The organism is Rhodoferax sp. ZS1R8 (assembly GCF_056521325.1).
Genome location: NZ_JBWMBA010000001.1, coordinates 848,695 through 862,480 on the forward strand (window position 1 = coordinate 848,695; position 13,786 = coordinate 862,480).

Genomic DNA, 13,786 nt, shown 5'->3' on the forward strand with positions numbered 1-13,786 from the left:
TAGCGAAGCTACTGCGCCGGCAGCGCACCAAACCAGGCCTGCAGCTTCTCCCCATGCAAGGGTCTGCTGGCCAGATACCCCTGCATCACATCACAGCCCAGGCGGGTGATGACGTCGCGCTCGGCCTCGGTCTCCACTCCCTCGGCGGTCACTATCAAGTCCAGGCCGTGGCCCATTTCGGTCATGGCGCGCACCAGCTTTTGCGTGCCGGGCGACTGGTCGAGCTTGTCGATGAAACTGCGGTCAATTTTCAGTTCACTGACCGGCAGTTTTTGCAGATACGCCAGCGACGAATAGCCGGTGCCGAAGTCGTCAATCGACAGCGGTGTGCCAATTTCGCGCAGCGCATGCAGCAAGGCCACGCTGTGTGCCGGGTCGTCCATCAGACCGCTCTCCGTGATTTCCAGGCGCAGGCGTTGGGCGGGCACGCCGCTGGCCGCCACCATGCGGGCCACGCGGTCGGCAAACCCTTTGTGCTGCAGGTCGCGTGTGCTGACATTGACAGCAATGCTCAGTTCGGGATGCGTCGGTGCCCAATCTGCCAGCGTGCGCAAGGCTTCCGCCAGCATCCAGTTCGTCACCATCGTGATGTAGCCGGCCTGTTCGGCAAAAGGCACGAATTCGGCAGGCGACACAAAACCGCGCGTGGGATGCTGCCAGCGCACCAAGGCCTCTGCACCCACAGCCCGGCCGGTGGCCAATGAAAACTTGGGCTGCAGCCACATCTGCAACTGCGACGTAGCCACGGCCAGGCGCAAATCCGACAGCAAACTCAGATGGCCCAGACGCGCAGCCTCTTGTGCCTCGCTGTGCCAGGCATAGCCCATGGCGGCGCGCTTGGCGCTGTGCAGTGCCACTTCGGCATTGCGCAGCAGCGTGGCCACCGGCAGCGCCTTCGCTCCCTCCGGCGATGGGTCGCCGGAGTCGGCCAGGCCATAGGTCAATCCCAAGTCCACACTGTGGCCACTGCAGTGCACCGGCGCGCCCATGGCCTGCTCTATGTGCTCGCGCAGGGTCTCCACTGAGGTACGGTCAGGCGCACAAAAGGTCGCAGCAAAGCTGCCCCCAGACAGGCGTGCCACCACGGGACCCGGGCCAATCAAACCGTCCGCGGCAGCTTGCTGCAGCGCCAGACTGGCACGCAGCGCGGCTTGCTGGATCAACGCGTCGCCGGTACCGTATCCCAGGGTTTCGTTGATGGCCTTGAGCCGGGCCAGGTCCATCAATGCCAAACAGTTGGGGGGCTGGTCGGTGTCCGACAGAGGTTTGAACAGCGCGGTGCGGTTGGGCAAGCCGGTCAGCGGGTCGTGGAAGGCCAAGTGCGCAATGTCGCGTTCACGCTGGGCTACAGCATCGGTCATCGTGTTCAGCGCCTGGCCAACGCGGTCTACCTCCTCGGTGCGGGTCATGGGCACGTGGCGGCTGTAGTCTCCACTGGCAATACGCTGGGCCGCGCGTTCCAGTTTGGCCAAAGGCCCCACCACGCTGCGGGTGGTGCGCACGCCCAGCCACACCGCCAGTACCACTGCCAACACAGACAGGCCAGCCACCCACATGGCAACCTGGTCAAAGAGTTTCTGCGCTTCGTCCAGCCGGGTTTCGATGCGCTGGCGTTCACGCTGCAGCAGCGTGTTGGACTCCACCAGCATAGTCTTGAGTGCCGGCGTGACCCGCTCGTCCAACAGGCGCCAGGCGCCTTCGAGGTTGCCTGCCTCGATCTGATCGGCCGTGTCAATAAAGGCTTCGGCATACGCAGCCCGGCACTCCACCAGACGCCTGAGGTTTTGTGCCTGGTCATCATCGTGCAAATCATTGGCCAGCGACTCGACAATGCCGTCGATACGGCGGTTGCGCTCGTCCACATCGGCATATTCGGCCACGCGGTTTTCGCGCGGTGCGTTGATCAAGCGGATCAGCGCGTTGCCCACGCCCTCTGTCTGTAGCGTGAGGGCCTGCACCCGTAGCAGGCGCTGCATATCGCCTGTGGCAAAGCGTTGGGTGAAGCCGGTGATGCTGCGGATCTGGTACGTGGCCTGTGCCAAAGCCACCAGCATCAACACCACCAGCACGCCAAAGCCCAGGGCCAAGCGCCAGCCTATGCGCTGGGGCCACAGGCCTGACCAGCCGCGCTGGGGCACCGCGTCAGTTGGTTCGGCCTGCGCGGGTGTATGGGGCTTCATGGCTGCAGCACCGCCATGACCAGCCCGGTCTGCACTGCCAGGGGCAACCATTGGCCAAAATCCAGCTGTGGCGCGGCATCGAGTGCCTGCGCCAGGGACCCGCCCTGTAACAATACGTCCAAACTATCTCCCTCGCCCGCCAGCGCCAGCCGCACCCGCGGGCGCAAGCCAGCGCGCCACACGACTGCATCTTGGGCTTCGCCGCGGCGCAGTTGGACGCCGGCCTCCTGGAGGCTGGGGCTGCCATCCAGGTGCGCACCCACAATGCTGGCTACTGGCCAGCTGCTGCGCAGCACGGCGCTGCCCGGGGCGAGGCGCAATTGCAGGTGTTCGGGTGCGTGGGTGGTCAGCAGGGTCAAGGTGGTGAGATCGGGCTCAGCATCAGGCGCACCCGCGCAAACGTGCAGCGCCCATTCGACGCGCGCCACATCGGCCAGATACGGCTCGTCCTGCAGCTGCGCGCTCGTTTCCAGAAAACCGGCCAGGTCATCACCCCATTGGGCGACATCGCCACGCACGGGCGGCTGTGCGTGCCACAGCGCGCGGGCCAGGTCGGCAAAACCCGCGTCACCGATCAGTTGTGCCACCACAGGGTAAGCCGCTTGCAGCGCACTGTGGGCCAGCGCGTGGCCGTTGGCTTGGTAGACCTTTAGGCCTCTAGCCCCCGGATCATGTGCGTAAGCAGCTAGCGTTTTGATAGCGTCTCCTGCCGGCCAGGCCAGCAGGGCGTTTAGTAAAAGCTGCTGTTGCTGGGCCAGGCTGTTCACGTCCTTGCTCCCACAGCTTGTGCGCGGGCATGTTCGGCCTCGTCCAGCAGCACGTCCAGTGTCGGCACGTCGGAGTCCCATTCGATCAGCGTGGGCACGTCCGCCCCAAAACGCGCGAGCGCATGGCGATGCAACGCCCACACGGCGTCACAGACGCGGCTGCCATGGTCGTCGATGACGATGTCGCCGTGGGCGTCGCTGACGTGGCAATGGCCTGCCACATGCAGCTCGCCCACCACGTCGGCAGGAATCGCGTCCAACCAGTCGCGGCAGCTTTGCAGGGGGTCGGCCGCTTCGCCGTAACGGATGTGCGCATTCAGCGCATTGACGTAGATGTTGTTGACATCCACCAGCAACCGGCAGCCGGTGCGCCGCGCCAGGGTGGCCAGGAACTCGGCTTCCGTCCAGACCCGTTCGGTATCGGGAACGTTCCAGCGAAGGTAAGACGACAAATTTTCGACCATGAACACGCGCTGCAAACGGTCTTGCACCTGCTGCACATGGCTGCACAGCACATCCAGCGCTTCGGTCGTGAAGGGAATGGGCAGCAGGTCGGCACCATGGACCGCCTGGTCTTGAAAACTGCCCCGTGCAAAGCAGGCGTGGTCGCTGACACGTACCGGGTCTATGCGCTCTACCAGGCGCGCCAACTGGTCCAGATGCCAGGCATCCAGACCTGCGGCTGATCCTAAGGACAAGCCCACGCCATGCAGGCTGATCGGGTATTGGTTGCGCCCCTGCTCCAGTACGGCCAGGGCCGCACCACCGGGGGCAAAGAAATTCTCGGAGTGAACTTCGAGAAAGGCCAGCGCGGGCCGGCGTTGCAGCAGCTCAGCATAATGCGGATGCCGCCAGCCTATGCCCACCGCGCTCACGTTGGCCTTGCGGAAATGGCGATTTACTTCTTCGCGGACTTGGCTTCGTCCAGGGATAGACCCTTCATGTCCTTGCACGTGCCCTTGGCCACGTATTTCCATTCACCCTTGTCCATATCGACCTTGGACTGGCCGGCGCACGAGTGGGCACCGTTGATGCTGGAACAATCGTTCTGGCCGGCCTTGGCAACGCCAAAGCATTTCTCTTTGTCTTGCGCGGCGGCGGGCATGGAAGCCAGCGACAAGGACATCACAGCAGCTGCGGTGGCAGCGATCATGGCACGTTGCGTCATTTAGAAACTCCTAGAGTGACAGGTTAAAGTTCAACCAGTGGGCGCTTGCCGCATATGCACCAAGTCGCTGGTTAAGGATTAGTCTGGTGCACGTGACCATTCTTACAGGGTTATAGAAAAAAATCACCGTATGACCAGTTTTGAAGAACAGATCGTTACCCTGCGGGACTACCTGCTGAAGTTCGCACGCCTGCAATTGCGCAACGAGACCTGGGCCGAGGACGCGGTTTCGGAGACGGTGCTGGCCGCGCTGGCCAAGCCGCAGTCTTTTGGCAACCGGTCGCAGCTCAAGACCTGGCTGGTGGGCATTTTGAAGCACAAGGTCGTAGATGCCTTGCGCCACCACCACCGCGAGGTCAGCGGCCTGGAAGGCAACGACGATGACGACAGCAGGGCCGATCCGCTGGAGGCCATAGCCTTCAAGGCCGACGGCCATTTCGTCGAACAACCAGCCGATTGGGGCGATCCGGAGCAGCAGACCAGCAGCCAGCAGTTCTTCGTGATTCTGGAGACCTGCGCCGAAAAGCTGCCTGCCGCACAGGGCCGGCTGTTTCTGATGCGGGAGTGGCTGGAGCTCTCCAGCGAGGAAATTTGTAAGGAATTACAGCTGACTCCGACCAACCTGTATGTGCAATTGCACCGGGCCCGCCTGCGGTTGCGGGAGTGCCTGGAGCTCCATTGGTTCAAGAAAGCCAGCGCGTGATGTCGACGTCCTACCCTCTCAAAAGAACTTGCAAGGAAGTCACTGCCCTCGTGGTGGCCCGTGAAGACCGCCACCTCGGTCTGGCGGATCGTCTGGCGTTGCGCATGCACATGGCCATGTGCACCGCTTGCCCCCGGTTTGAACGCCAGATGTTGACAATGCGCAACGGTTTACGCGCATGGCGCAACTACGACGCTTCGGATGAAACTACCCGACCGTGATAGGCATCCCACAGGAACCGGCAAACACCGTCAACGCGCGGTTGAAATAAAAATTAGCCAAGTTGCCGAATTGCCAGCATAATGGTGTGGTATTGCCGAAAAAACGGCATACGGGTTTGCGGTGATTTACCAGTTTCGCGTCTGCTTTAAGTCTTCATTGGTTTGTTGATTGCGGGTTTGGACACCATCGCGTTTTGAGAGTTATTTTGAGGAGTCCTTACATGGGCAACAAACTTTACGTGGGCAACCTGCCCTATTCTTTCCGTGACGAAGACTTGCAACAAGCATTTGCAGCTTACGGTTCCGTTTCCAGCGCCAAAGTCATGATGGAACGTGACACTGGCCGTTCCAAAGGCTTCGGCTTTGTGGAAATGGGCAGCGATGCTGAAGCGCAAGCTGCTATCGGCGGCATGAACGGTCAACAATTTGGTGGCCGTGGTTTGGTCGTCAACGAAGCGCGTCCGATGGAAGCGCGTCCTCCCCGCACTGGCGGCGGCGGCTTTGGTGGCGGCGGTGGCGGCGGTGGTTACGGCGGCGGCGGTGGTGGCCGTAGCGGTGGCGGCGGTGGTGGTGGTTACGGCGGCGGCGCTGGCGGCGGTGGCCGTAGCGGCGGCGGCGGTGGTGGTGGTTACGGCGGTGGCCGTAGCAGCTACTAAGCAGCTACCCGGAGAATCTCTCCAATCAAAAAAGGGCCTCACGGCCCTTTTTTGTTGCCTGCACGGCAGTGATCAAGCTTCGGTAATGCGTTTCTTGCGCGGCCGGCCCGACAAGACCTTGTCGTACAGCCAGTTGGGCAACAGGCGCAAAGATTTGGCCACCACCCCCATTTGCCAAGGAATCACGCGGTAGCTGTCGCCGGCGGCGATGGTGTCAAAGGCCTTGTCGGCAAACACCTCGGCCGGCATCAAAAATGGCATTGAATACCGGTTGTGCTGCGTCAAAGGTGTGTCGATATAGCCGGGACTGATCGTCACGACCTGAACGCCGCTACCGCGCAACTCGCCGCGCAGGCTTTCACAATACGCAACGACCGCCGCCTTGCTGGCGCAATAGGCTCCGTGGCCAGGTAGGCCACGGATTGCCGCCACACTGCCGATGCCGACCAGCGCGCCCGAGCCACGGCGCAGCATGGGATCGATAAATGCATGGAAGGTAGCCGCCAGACCCACGTTGTTGATGGCGAAGGTACGCGCCATCACATCCAAGTCACCCCGCACCGCACTGTCCATCCCGATGCTGACGCCGGCATTGGCAATCACCACGTCGGGCACGCCCTGCTGCTGCAAGCACTGCTCGCTAGCCGCCACAATGCTCTCCACAACGGCTACGTCGGCACCGTAGATGCGATAACGCGCGGGCTCCAGCCCCTGCTTGACCGCCCAGGCTTGCATCTCTTCGGTGCGCCGCGCCACCAGCGCAAGCGAATAGCCCGCCTGGTAGTAGCGCCAGGCCAGGGCTTGGCCGATACCGCTGGATGCACCGGTGACAAAAAGCAGTTGGGACACGGATGGCCTCCTGGGTATCGTTATTTCGCTGCAGGCGCAATGGTGGCTCGGACGCGCCCAGTCAACTGCAGTATCTGCTCCACATTGTCAAAATCCATGCGATCGGCAGAAAACCGGTCGCTACCCCGCAAAAACTCCACCGGCAGGTGGGATCGAATGCGTTCCGTGTGCAAAAAGGCGTGCAAAAACTCGCCCCGGTACTCCATGCGCGGAGCCGTGTTGCCTGGCTGACTGGCATCGCCCTCGCGCACCACAACCGCGCCACCCGTCAACTGAAGTTCGGAAGAGTCCTCATTGGTCAGCCCGCGCTGTGCCGTAGCGGTGGTAACCCGCCCCTGTTCGTCCACAGAACGGACGCGGATATTGTCCACTTCCAGCCATTGGGTGTCGGGGTAATGGCGCGCCTTGGCGCCCCACATTTCGGTGCGGACGCGACCCAGCCCATCGAAGGTACGCACCGAAAAGTTTTCCATGAAGTAATCGGGCTCGTGCTTAACCGCGCGTGCCACCGCCGGGCCGCTGGTCGGCGGCGTGCTGCGCACCAGCCAGTAGGTGCCGAGCGCCAAAAAGCCCATGGACACCAGCGGAAAGTACAGCAAGGACTTGTCCCACGCGTCGCGCAACACTTGCATCATTGCGCGTACCGCTCCAGCAAATCCACATAGCGACCACTGGCAACGAGCAGCAGGTCGCAAAACTCGCGCGCGGCACCGTCACCGCCGCGGTTGGCCGTCACATAGTGCGCCACAGCCAGCACCTCCCGATGCGCGTTGGCAGGGGCGCAAGCAAACGCACTGCGGCGCATGACGGGCAAATCGGGCCAGTCGTCGCCCATCGCGGCGGCCTGGCTCCAGTCGAGCCCCATGGCGGCCAGGGTTTGCTCAGCTGCAGGTTGTTTGTCTTCGGTACCGTAGTAGGCATGCTGCACGCCCAGCGCCTGCAGACGCACGCGCAGCGGCTTGGAGTCGCGCCCGGTGATCACCACCGGCGTGATGCCACCCTGTTGCAGCAGTTTGACACCGTGGCCATCCAGCGTGTTGAAGCACTTCAGGGTTTCGCCAGCTTCAGAAAACAGCAGGCCGCCATCAGTCAGCACACCGTCCACGTCGAAAAACGCCACTTTGATACCTTGGGCCTTGAGCAACAAGGCCGGATCGAAATGCAAGGCAGGCGCAAGCGCCGGCAGGCCCAGTTTGGGCGTGAAGGCGCCTTCGGTGGGCAATGGCTCAGTCTGTAGCGAAGCTTGGGGGCTTGTCATATGACCTTCGCCCGCATCAGGTCGTTGCTGTTGAGCGCGCCGCATAGGCATCCATCGGCATCCACAACCAGCAACAAGGTAACCCGCTTGGCCTCCATGATCTCGGCAGCATCCACGGCCAAGGCTTGAGGACCTACGGTGTAGGGTGAACGGTGCATCACGTCCTGCGCCGTCTTCGCCCGCAAATCTATCCCCTGCTCCACCAGGCGGCGTAAATCGCCATCGGTAAAAATACCCACTACGTGGTTGTCTGCACCAACAACCGCAGTCGCACCCAAGCCCTTGGCACTCATCTCGCGCATCAGGGCACTGAAATTGGCATTGGGCGGCACACTTGCCACCGCATCACCAGAACGCATCACGTCGCTGACATGGGTCAGCAGCTTGCGGCCAAGTGCCCCACCGGGGTGGGAACGCGCAAAGTCTTCAGCCCGAAAGCCGCGCGCATCCAGCAGGGCTACGGCCAATGCATCGCCCAGCGCAAGTTGGGCTGTAGTGCTTGCGGTGGGTGCCAGATTCAGCGGACAGGCCTCCTTGTCGACCGCGCTGTCCAGCCAAACATCGGCGTGCTGGGCCAGTGTGGAGTCCTGCCCGCGGGTCATGGCAACAATCGGCGCACCCAGGCGTTTGAGCGCCGGCAGGATAGCCGCTATCTCGTCCGATTCGCCCCGATAGGAGATCATCAGCACCAGATCCACGGCGGTGATCATGCCCAGGTCGCCATGGCTGGCCTCGGCCGGGTGAACGAACATGGCGGGCGTTCCGGTCGATGCCAGCGTCGCTGCGATCTTGCGACCGATGTGCCCGCTCTTGCCCATGCCCATCACCACGACGCGGCCCTTGACCGACAGAATCAGCTCCACGGCCTGCGCAAAGGATGGACCCACCCGGCTCTTAAGACCCAACACAGCGGCGGCCTCGATGTCGAAGGTCTCATGCGCCAGCGCAATCGCTCGGTCGGCTGAGGCGGCGTTGTGGCGCTTGGCGGGTTCGGTCATGCAGGCATTTTATAGACGCGCACGGCTCTTGCTAGTATCGAGCCATGACCGGACTGGAAATTACGCTTCTCTATCTGCTGGCCGCAGTGCTAGGGGTCGTCACCTGCCGCTACCTGCAGCTCCCGCCCATGCTGGGCTATCTGGCGGTCGGTGTTGCAGTGGGCCCGAATGCGCTAGGGCTTTCGCAGGACTCTGCAAGCGTGCTACACGTCGGCGAATTCGGCGTGGTGTTCCTGATGTTTGTCATCGGACTGGAGTTCAACCTGCCCAAGCTGCGTGCCATGCGCCAGCACGTGTTTGGCCTGGGCTTGCTGCAGGTAGCGGTCACGATCTCAGTGGCCACGCTGGTCACGCTGGGGCTGGCTGCGGCCCTGCCCGCAACCCTGGGCATGTCTTGGCAGGCGGCACTGGCGCTGTCCTGTGCATTGGCCATGAGCAGCACCGCCATTGTGGTCAAGCTGATGGTGGAGCGCCTGGAGCGCGAGTCCGAACACGGCAAACGGGTCATGGGCGTGCTGCTGTTTCAAGATCTGGCGGTCGTGCCGCTACTGGTGCTGATCCCCGCGCTGGGTGCATCCGCTGAGCAACTGGCTGGCGCCCTGGCGCTGGCCGCCCTCAAAGCCACAGTGCTGATCACGGTGCTGCTGGTCGGCGGCCAGCACGTCATGCGCCGCTGGCTGACCATCGTGGCTCGGCGCAAGAGCGAAGAGCTGTTTGTGTTGAACCTGCTGTTCATCACACTGGGCCTGGCGTGGTTGACCGAGATGGCCGGGTTGAGCCTCGCGTTGGGTGCCTTCATCGCCGGCATGCTGATCTCGGAGACCGAATTCAAACACCAGGTCGAAACCGACATCCGTCCGTTCCACGATGTGCTGCTGGGGCTGTTCTTCATCAGCATTGGCATGCTGCTGGACTGGCGACTGGTACTGGAGCGCTGGCCCCTGGTCTTGATGTTGCTGGTGGTACCCACACTGTTCAAGGCGGCCCTGGTTACGGGCTTGTCCAAATTTCTCGGGGCCAGTTCGGGCGTCTCGTTGCGCACCGGTCTGTACCTGGCGCAGGCAGGTGAATTCGGCTTTGTGCTGCTCACTCTGGCGCAGGCCAATTCCCTGGTCCCTCCCGCGCTGCTCAATCCGATACTGGCCAGCATGGTGTTGTCGATGCTGGCCACCCCGTTCATCATCATGTACAGCAACCGCATCGTCATGAAGCTGGTGTCCAGCGAATGGCTGCTGCAGTCCCTGCAGATGACGACCATTGCGCGCAAGTCCATCAACGCCAACCGGCACGTCATCATCTGCGGCTACGGCCGCTGCGGCCAAAATCTGGCCAAGATGCTGGAGGGCGAAGGCATTCCCTACATCGCGCTGGATCTGGACCCCGACCGCGTGCGCCAGGCCGCCGCCGCCGGTGATTCTGTGGTGTTTGGAGACGCGGCAAGGCTGCAGGCCCTGGTCGCAGCGGGCCTGGCCCGTGCCAGTGCAGTCGTCATCACCTACCTCGACGTGGCGGGCGCCTTGAAAACGCTGAGCCACACCCATGCACATGCACCGCAGGTGCCGGTCATTGTGCGCACCCAGGACGACCTGAGCCTGGAAGTGCTGCAGGCCGCGGGGGCGACCGAGGTCGTGCCCGAAACCATTGAAGGTTCGCTGATGCTGGCCAGCCATGCGCTGGCTCTGGTGGGGGTGCCGATGCGCCGGGTGATACGCATCGTGCAGGACCAGCGCGATGCCCGCTACAACCTGCTGCGCGGTTTCTTCCGTGGTGCCGACGATGACTCGGTCGACGAACTGCATTACGACCGCCTGGCCACGCTGTCCATTCCTGCAGATGCGAAGGCGATCGGTCGCACGCTGGACTCCTTTGCGCTGCACACGCAGGAGGTACGCGTCGTCAGCCTTCGCCACGCCGACGGTAAACGGGGCGTTGTCGATGGCAAGGCTGCGCTACAGGCGGGGGACACGCTGGTTCTGTCCGGCAAGGCAGAAGCTCTGGCAGTCGCCGAGCAAAAAATCCTCAAAACCTAGTTTCACCGGTGGACACACCGGGAGCACAATGCAGACTGCCGCGGCGTGCGGCGCCCTTCCCTACGACCATGCAAGACATCAGCATCAACCAGTACCTGAGAAACCATATCCGCACCGTGCCGGACTGGCCCGCGCCGGGCGTGCAGTTTCGCGATATCACTCCGCTGCTACAAGACGCCAAGGTGTTTCGCGTGCTGATCGACGCGTTTGTGCACCGCTACATGGACGCCCACATGCGGCCCGACGTGGTGGCGGGGCTGGACGCACGTGGTTTCATCCTGGGCGCGGTGGTCGCCTACGAACTCAATGTCGGCTTCGTTCCCATCCGCAAAAAAGGCAAGCTGCCGTTCACGACTGTCGAAGAAACCTACGAACTGGAATACGGCAGTGCAACGGTGGAGCTGCACACCGACGCCGTCAAGGCCGGTGACCGTGTGCTGCTGATCGACGATCTGATCGCCACGGGCGGCACGATGATGGCTGGCAAGAAACTGCTGGAAAAGCTGGGTGCCAGCGTCATGGAAGGCGCCGCCATCGTGGACCTCCCCGAACTGGGCGGTTCGCAGAAGCTACGCGATTCAGGCCTGCCGCTGTTTACGTTGCTGGATTTCAGCGGGCATTGAAGCCATACCCAATGGGCGAGCGTGGGGGCAAACATCTCCCGCCGGGCCGCCCCAAGGGGAATTAGCCCCCTCGGGGGGCAGCGACCCGCGCAGCGGTGGAGCGTGGGGGCAATAGCCCTACAAATCGCCATATTGGGTTCCACTCAATGGCGATGGGCGGTCGTCCAGCTCGGTGTCATCAAAGGTGGGCACGGGCGCCGGATTGCGTCGACCGGACTTGACGATTTCCCCGGGCGCCGACAAAGGTGCAGGTGCTGCAACGGAGGCTAGCGCTTGCTTGAACGCCACGACCTCCTCAGGGTGCAGCGGTTCGTAGGCTGGTTTGGGCGGTGATGCTGGCACGCTGGGTTCTAGCTTTTTGGCAGCCAGTGGCACCGAGGGTGCTGATGTATTCGCGCTCACGCGCGACAAACCTGCTGTGACATGCTCGTTGACCCGCCAGTAGACGGCGGTCACCAAAATATCGTGCCGGGCTTTCGCATGTTGGGCAATCAAGCCCTCGATCTCTGCCAGGCGCGCCGTCTCCCCGGCATATTGCCGCGCCATATCCATCATGATCAGATACTGGCGCCCCCGGGAATCCAGCGATAAGACCTTGAATTTGTAGGTTGAAGACAACACCCCGGCGCGGATCATGGCTTCCCGGACTACGGAGTACAACAACTCCCGGCGCTCCAGCCGCTCGTTTTTGCGGTTGGCCGCGCTCCCCGGCGCCACTACGGACAACCGGCCCCGCGGTTTGCCAGACGCACTGAACGGAACGGTTGCGTCCACGTGGCCCAGGCCAGAACTCTCCATGGACCCCGGTTGGACGGGGGGCGGCTTCTTCGCAAACCAGTTTAGGAGCGACATACTTTTTTGCTTTCGGGGGCCACAACAAAAACAGTGTAAGCCAGCTACTTCCCAATGCAAAATTTAGAAAAAATGACGCCCAGGAGGTCATCGGACGAGAATGCGCCGGTAATTTCGCTAAGAGCGTTCTGCCCTAGCCGCAATTCCTCGGCCAGCAAATCCGGCGACTGGTCCTGCGCGGCCAGATGCTGCGCGGCTAGGTCAAGGTGCGCGTCGACCCGGCGCAAAGCATGGATATGCCGCTCCCGTGCAATGAACACGCCGCCGCTGGACACCTGCCAACCGGCCGCAGCCAGCAGGGCGCTGCGCAAACTGTCCAGCCCCAGGCCGGTCTTCGCAGATAGCGCTATTCCGGTTTGTGGGCTGGCAAGAGGCGCCGCATCGGCCTTGTTCCAGACATCGATCACCGGCACCTTGCTTGAGAGTTTCTGGCCTATAGCCCTCGTGATTTCTGCATCTTCCGCTATGTAATCAATAGCATTCGAACGGGTCAGGTCGTGCAGGAACACCAACGCATCCGCCCCTTCTATGGCCTCCCAAGCACGCGCGATGCCAATCTTCTCCACATCATCGTCGCTGTGGCGCAGGCCGGCCGTATCGACAACATGAATGGGCACGCCTTCTATCTGTATGGTCTGCTGCACCTTGTCGCGCGTGGTACCGGCAATAGGCGTGACGATGGCCAGTTCGGCACCCGCCAGCGCATTGAGCAGCGACGACTTGCCAGCATTGGGCTGGCCAGCGATGACCACGGTAATACCTTCGCGCAGCAGCGCGCCCTGCGACGCCTTTTGCAACACCGTGTGCAAACCCTGTTGCAGGCGCACCAACTGCCCCTTGGCATCGGACTTCTCCAGAAAATCGATCTCTTCCTCGGGGAAGTCCAGCGTGGCTTCCACCAGCATACGCAGGTGGATCAGCGCGTCGCGCAAGGTGTGGATTTCGCGCGAAAAAGCGCCGGACAAGGACTGCGTGGCACTGCGGGCCGCCGCCTCGGTGCTGGCGTCGATCAGATCGGCAATCGCCTCGGCCTGCGCAAGGTCGATCTTGTCATTCAGAAAAGCGCGCTCGGAAAACTCGCCCGGCTGGGCGATCCGCATGCCGCTCAGATAACTGCGCCCCATCGCAGGGTCCACATCCAACGCGGCCTCCAGGCAACGCGCCAACAGCAATTGCAAAACCACCGGCCCACCATGGGCCTGCAACTCCAGCACGTCCTCGCCGGTAAAGGAATGGGGACCGGGGAAGAGAAGTGCCAATCCCTGGTCCAGCGGGACGCCATGGCGGTCGTTAAACGGAAGGTAAGTTGCCTCGCGTGGCCGCAGGGTACGCCCCAACAGGTGCGCCGCCCAAGGCCCCAGGTTTTTGCCACTGACCCGCACAATCCCGACGGCACCACGCCCGGAGGCGGTCGCAATGGCGGCTATTGGATCGTTGTGACGTGCGAGCATCGGGGGAGTTTATGCCAGGGATACCGTGGA

15 protein-coding genes are annotated in these 13,786 nt (G+C 62.4%); 5 read left to right on the forward strand and 10 right to left on the reverse strand.

The genetic code is table 11. The features are described 5' to 3' along the window. Positions 1–8: 8 nt before the first annotated feature. Genes AC097P_RS04005 through AC097P_RS04020 form a run of 4 tightly spaced genes read right to left on the reverse strand, consistent with a single transcriptional unit; the run spans position 9 to position 4,115 of the window. Complete coding sequence (locus AC097P_RS04005) at positions 9–2,180, reverse strand: putative bifunctional diguanylate cyclase/phosphodiesterase (protein ID WP_479609064.1); 2,172 nt, start codon at positions 2,178–2,180, stop codon at positions 9–11. Then, the gene (locus AC097P_RS04010) at positions 2,177–2,947 is read right to left on the reverse strand and encodes an HvfC/BufC family peptide modification chaperone (RefSeq protein ID WP_479609065.1); all 771 of its coding nucleotides are present in this window, start codon (positions 2,945–2,947) and stop codon (positions 2,177–2,179) included. Before AC097P_RS04010 ends, AC097P_RS04005 begins: the two co-directional genes overlap by 4 nt. Further along, the gene (bufB, locus tag AC097P_RS04015; RefSeq protein ID WP_479609066.1) at positions 2,944–3,822 is read right to left on the reverse strand and encodes an MNIO family bufferin maturase; all 879 of its coding nucleotides are present in this window, start codon (positions 3,820–3,822) and stop codon (positions 2,944–2,946) included. Before bufB ends, AC097P_RS04010 begins: the two co-directional genes overlap by 4 nt. 23 nt (positions 3,823–3,845) lie before the next feature. Beyond that, the gene (locus tag AC097P_RS04020) at positions 3,846–4,115 is read right to left on the reverse strand and encodes a BufA1 family periplasmic bufferin-type metallophore (protein WP_479609067.1); all 270 of its coding nucleotides are present in this window, start codon (positions 4,113–4,115) and stop codon (positions 3,846–3,848) included. A gap of 130 nt (positions 4,116–4,245) precedes the next feature. On the opposite strand from AC097P_RS04020, the gene AC097P_RS04025 reads away from it, so the two are divergent. From AC097P_RS04025 to AC097P_RS04035, 3 genes are all read left to right on the forward strand, one after another. Continuing rightward, entirely contained in the window at positions 4,246–4,818 is a 573-nt protein-coding gene (locus AC097P_RS04025; protein WP_479609068.1) for a sigma-70 family RNA polymerase sigma factor, read from the forward strand. Further along, complete coding sequence (locus AC097P_RS04030; protein ID WP_479609069.1) at positions 4,818–5,039, forward strand: zf-HC2 domain-containing protein; 222 nt, start codon at positions 4,818–4,820, stop codon at positions 5,037–5,039. The genes AC097P_RS04025 and AC097P_RS04030 overlap by 1 nt, the downstream gene beginning before the upstream one ends. A 221-nt stretch (positions 5,040–5,260) precedes the next feature. Continuing rightward, positions 5,261–5,695 carry an RNA recognition motif domain-containing protein gene (locus AC097P_RS04035; protein ID WP_479609070.1) on the forward strand — a complete coding sequence of 145 codons (435 nt, stop codon included), beginning with the start codon at positions 5,261–5,263 and terminating at the stop codon, positions 5,693–5,695. A 72-nt stretch (positions 5,696–5,767) separates the two neighbouring features. Here the strand turns inward: AC097P_RS04035 and AC097P_RS04040 are convergent, their stop codons facing one another. The 4 genes from AC097P_RS04040 to AC097P_RS04055 are packed head-to-tail and all read right to left on the reverse strand — an operon-like array spanning position 5,768 to position 8,800. Next, positions 5,768–6,544, reverse strand: a complete 777-nt coding sequence (locus AC097P_RS04040; protein ID WP_479609071.1) for an SDR family oxidoreductase — start codon at positions 6,542–6,544, stop codon at positions 5,768–5,770. Between the two features lie 20 nt (positions 6,545–6,564). Then, positions 6,565–7,179, reverse strand: coding sequence for an LPS export ABC transporter periplasmic protein LptC (lptC, locus tag AC097P_RS04045; RefSeq protein ID WP_479609072.1), 615 nt, complete (start codon positions 7,177–7,179; stop codon positions 6,565–6,567). Then, positions 7,176–7,802 (reverse strand): KdsC family phosphatase, encoded by a 627-nt coding sequence (locus AC097P_RS04050; RefSeq protein ID WP_479609073.1) that lies wholly within the window; start codon positions 7,800–7,802, stop codon positions 7,176–7,178. The genes lptC and AC097P_RS04050 overlap by 4 nt, the downstream gene beginning before the upstream one ends. After that, complete coding sequence (locus AC097P_RS04055) at positions 7,799–8,800, reverse strand: KpsF/GutQ family sugar-phosphate isomerase (RefSeq protein WP_479609074.1); 1,002 nt, start codon at positions 8,798–8,800, stop codon at positions 7,799–7,801. Before AC097P_RS04055 ends, AC097P_RS04050 begins: the two co-directional genes overlap by 4 nt. A gap of 44 nt (positions 8,801–8,844) precedes the next feature. On the opposite strand from AC097P_RS04055, the gene AC097P_RS04060 reads away from it, so the two are divergent. Continuing rightward, complete coding sequence (locus AC097P_RS04060) at positions 8,845–10,830, forward strand: monovalent cation:proton antiporter family protein (RefSeq protein WP_479609075.1); 1,986 nt, start codon at positions 8,845–8,847, stop codon at positions 10,828–10,830. A gap of 68 nt (positions 10,831–10,898) precedes the next feature. Next, entirely contained in the window at positions 10,899–11,453 is a 555-nt protein-coding gene (locus tag AC097P_RS04065; protein WP_479609076.1) for an adenine phosphoribosyltransferase, read from the forward strand. Positions 11,454–11,570: 117 nt separating this feature from the next. Here AC097P_RS04065 and AC097P_RS04070 read toward each other — a convergent pair whose 3' ends face one another. Together AC097P_RS04070 and mnmE are read right to left on the reverse strand one after the other, a co-directional pair. Beyond that, on the reverse strand, positions 11,571–12,305 hold the full coding sequence (locus AC097P_RS04070) for a hypothetical protein (RefSeq protein WP_479609077.1): 735 nt from the start codon (positions 12,303–12,305) through the stop codon (positions 11,571–11,573). A gap of 44 nt (positions 12,306–12,349) precedes the next feature. Further along, on the reverse strand, positions 12,350–13,756 hold the full coding sequence (gene mnmE, locus AC097P_RS04075; protein WP_479609078.1) for a tRNA uridine-5-carboxymethylaminomethyl(34) synthesis GTPase MnmE: 1,407 nt from the start codon (positions 13,754–13,756) through the stop codon (positions 12,350–12,352). Positions 13,757–13,786 lie beyond the last annotated feature (30 nt).